The sequence below is a fragment of the Waddliaceae bacterium genome, assembly GCA_018694295.1.
In the GTDB taxonomy this organism is placed as follows: Bacteria; Chlamydiota; Chlamydiia; order Chlamydiales; family JABHNK01; genus JABHNK01.
The window spans coordinates 1-3,989 of sequence record JABHNK010000058.1; the positions used below are offsets into that span (position 1 = coordinate 1).

Here is a 3,989-nt window from a genome sequence, read left to right on the forward strand (position 1 = left end):
AAGATACAATCTTACTTTTACGACAACGGCGAGAGGGGGCACTGCCGTGTCCGGGTTTATTCATTGTTCAATGTTCAATGAAAAAGGGGGTCTGGGGGAAGTCCCCCAGCCATATTCTTTTTTTTTTTTTCTCTGTGCCCTCTGTGGCTCTGTGGTAAAAAATCCTATTCAGAAATTCCTTCTTTATAATGGCTATCGCGTAAGGTCAGTTACTTTTGTCTCCGAACTCCGAACTCTGAACTACGCAGAGCAGCTGCGTAATTTATTGCGGACGCCGGACGAATGGTGTTTTGCTGCTAGGCTTTCTTCGTAGGTATGCTAGCATTGGAACGAACAGCGCGAAAGCATATATTCCATCATATATGCTCATAACAAAAAAGTCAGCAAGAATAAGATGTAGTGTTATTGCAAGACCTTCGCCGAAGACGTTGAGTAGGAAGGCTTGTAGTGTCGTCGAACATAGGGAAAACACCGCCGTCATGATGGGAAGCATTAATATCGATTCTTTGGCGAAGAGATTACGCTTTTTATATAGAAACCACGTTGTTATCGTATAGTTCAGAGCATGGACGCCGAAGGCGGTATGTGCTGCGAAGATATCGACGACGATGCCGCATATCACAGCAGCCCACAGAGCTGATACTTTAGGGGCTTTATAACACATATATACAAGGAACGGTGCGAAGAATGTTAGACGTAATGAAGGAAACAATGCAGGAGATATCAAAAGGGCAATAAACCCTATGATAGACATGTGGACGATATAGTTCTTTTCACCATTGACGGCCATAATTAATAAGCACCTTCTCTATTAAAAATTACGCTTTACAAGCTTGTCGGCCACTGCTGCAAGGATTGAAGTATCGAGAGGTATCGTTTCGAGGACGGCGATGGCCTCGTCGTATAGCGACAGCGCTAGTCTTTGTGCCTCCTCGACGCCGAGCAGTGAAGGGTACGTCGCCTTATTTTTCTCTGTATCGGAGTGTGCAGGTTTGCCGAGCTGTTCTGTCGTCGTCGTTATGTCGAGGATATCGTCGACGACCTGGAAGGCGAGACCTATCGTCGTAGCGAAGGTCGTTAGGGCTTTTGTTATCTCTTCGGAAGCGTCACCGATGATGGCACCGAAATGCGCCGCTGCTGCGATGAGAGCAGCGGTTTTCTTGGAATGTATTGTCTTCAAGGCAGCGATATCGATGTCGTGGCCTTCGGCGGCGATGTCGAGAGCCTGCCCTCCTATCATCCCCGAAGCCCCAGAGTTCCTTGATAGAACCTCTACGAGAGAAATTTTCTGCTGCGGAGAGAGATCTGAAGCTTTCGCTATGACTTCGAAGGCGTAGGTTAGAAGATAGTCGCCAGCAAGGACGGCCGTGCCTTCGTCGTAGGCTTTATGTAGCGAAGGCTTGCCGCGACGGATATCGTCGTCGTCCATGCAGGGGAGATCGTCGTGGATTAGAGAATATGTGTGTATCATCTCAAGGGCACAAGCGGCGTCGAGGGCTTTGCTGCGGGGAACGCCTAGGGCCTCTGCAGTGGCTATGGTGATAATAGGCCGCAGACGCTTGCTAGGAGCCAATAACGAATACTGCGCTGCAACGACGACGGTGCTGTCGTCATCGACGAGCTCGTCAAGGCGTTTATCAATGTCGGCAATGGCGGTAGTAATATATTCTTCTATCATAGTAGTCGCATCCTGGAGGTTGTCGGATCGCCTTTGCTTTTGGGCTTCGCCTGTGGAAGTGCTACCCTCAAAGATACACGCTTCTCGTCTTCTCTATGAAGATACGACATCGCGACTTCCCAGTTGATACGCAGCAATGTTATTACGTTTATCCTGTATTCGTTGATGTCATTCTCCAAAAGCCTGTCCCTGGTATGACGCGAATGTATAGAACATACCCAGTTGTGGGCGAAGCGGTAATACATCTTCGTCAGGATGGTAGTGTTCTTGTCGGAGAACTCACTGAGAAGCTCTCTTTCTTCTTTATATGTCTCTAGGGCAAAATTCGTCCTGTCGGCTTTAAGCCAGTCGTACCTCCCGCGGCTGCGGTATTCTACGCCAGCGGCGAAATCTTCGTCCCACGTCCAGTCGACAGCGACGTTTACACGGTCGAGGTTTTTCTTGTCGTTATTCCATATCGTCTTAACAGAAAACGCAAGGTCGGGACGTACCATCCAGATGGCATCGCCATAAAGCTTGGGCACCGTCCTGTCGAAGGCATGCGCCGAGAAAAACGAGTACCCATAGATGTCGACGAAAAGGTCTTTGGAGATGCCGCCATCACTGTCTTTGCCGAAGATCTCATTACGGACGCCTACGCGCATGATATTCAGCTTAGTAAAGGCATCGTTGGCGTCGAAGAGATAATGTTTCTCTATGCCGATAGTAGGAGAAGTGTAGTAGCTGTAGCGCATATACGGCTCGGCAGTATGGAGAATGTTGCCGCTGTAAATCTTAGAGAATAGCGTCGTAGCTTCTAGCCACGATTTCAGCATCCCAACAGTCTTGGCATCGTGGGTGGGGCTGTTGCTGTAACATACCCCAACAACACCGACGCCGGGAGTTATAGTTAAAGCATTGCGGTATGAAAATGGACGGTATATGCTGCTGTCAACAGAAAGGCGTACGCTGTTGATGTCTTCGAAGTCGCCAGAAAGGCCGTCGGCATATTCCATGTCGATATATGAAGCCCTGACTCTGCTGTCGACGATAGCACCTAACGTATTATAGCGTATCGGCCTTAAGCTCATCTCTACAGTAGGGAGTTCCTGCTTTATCGTCTGGAAGGTATTTACACGAAGACGACACAACCCCGACGCTATCCACGAAGGATTGCGATGCCATACCGATACCTGTGTCAAGCCCGCAGTAGAAAGCTCGAATTCCTTGTCGTGGTAGTCGGAGGCCATCTCATTGTCGCTGAGCCTGTCGTACGAAGCATCGATGAAGGTGTCTCCAGGAAGCGTTCTGGAATACACACCATCGAAACGATAGCGGTTTGTTTTTTCTATTCTGTCACGGGCGACATAGTTCTTGGTGAAAAACGATGACTTGTTTTCTTCCGATTCATACAAAGTGTCGAAACCACCACCCCATCCACGTCTGAGGCTGTAGTCAGCAACAAGGAATAGACGGAAGTCATCGCGGGCATATGCCCTATAGCGTATATTGGCGCGCGGACCTTGGCCACCACCCCACCGTACACGATATTTCACCGGCGAATCAAAAAGCGTGCGCATGTCGGCGTTGAAAGAAGGAAGCCAGAAAATCGGAAGCTTCAAGAAGCGTAGCTTCACGCTCTTCGCGGAGATAATATGACGGTTCTTGATCCTTACACCAGAAGCACTAAGCTGCCATTCGCTGTTGACGTTGATGCTCGTAGAGATAAACGCCTTCTTGATAGAAAAACTGCCATCAGGAAGAAGCTCTATCTTGTCGCCGCCAAGAAACCACGGGTCCATCGACGTCCTGCCTTCATATATGATCCCGCGTTGCGTAACGAAATTATATTCTAGCTTCGTCCCAACAAAAAGCTGCCTGTTGTAGTCGACCATAACGTCACCCTCAGCGACGACGCTGACAGTACTGTCGCCGTCGATGACCTTACGGGTATACCATATCTTCTGCGCCTGTATCCTGATGTTCTCGCCAGTAATAACGCCGCCCTTCTCCGTAGAGAAAATCCCGTCGGAAAACGTCGGCTCGCGAAGGTCAACAATAATGCCGCCAGAAATAATGTCTTCAAGGTCGCTGCCCTCGGAATATGTTCCGATACAACAAAGGCCGACAACAAAAAATAATAAAAATTTAATTCTAAGAAACATCTTTTTCGTATGTATGTGATAATCGTCATAACTGTAACACGATATTATTTAAATCCAAACTCAAATTTTTATTCGTATCGATACGGCTATAGATATCCGTGTACAGAAATGACGACGATATGATATATTAGTTCATTAAAATTAACAATTAACAATATAAGGATTAG

3 protein-coding genes are annotated in these 3,989 nt (G+C 47.9%); all 3 read right to left on the reverse strand.

The window, feature by feature from the left end; translation table 11 throughout:
- Window positions 1-262: 262 nt before the first annotated feature.
- The 3 genes from mreD to HN980_06385 are packed head-to-tail and all read right to left on the reverse strand — an operon-like array spanning window position 263 to window position 3,822.
- Window positions 263-790, reverse strand: a complete 528-nt coding sequence (gene mreD / locus HN980_06375) for a rod shape-determining protein MreD (protein ID MBT6929096.1) — start codon at window positions 788-790, stop codon at window positions 263-265.
- Window positions 791-811: 21 nt separating this feature from the next.
- Window positions 812-1,678: a polyprenyl synthetase family protein gene (locus tag HN980_06380; protein ID MBT6929097.1), complete on the reverse strand. Its 867-nt coding sequence runs from the start codon at window positions 1,676-1,678 to the stop codon at window positions 812-814.
- Window positions 1,675-3,822, reverse strand: coding sequence for an LPS-assembly protein LptD (locus HN980_06385; protein MBT6929098.1), 2,148 nt, complete (start codon window positions 3,820-3,822; stop codon window positions 1,675-1,677). Before HN980_06385 ends, HN980_06380 begins: the two co-directional genes overlap by 4 nt.
- Between the last annotated feature and the right edge of the window lie 167 nt (window positions 3,823-3,989).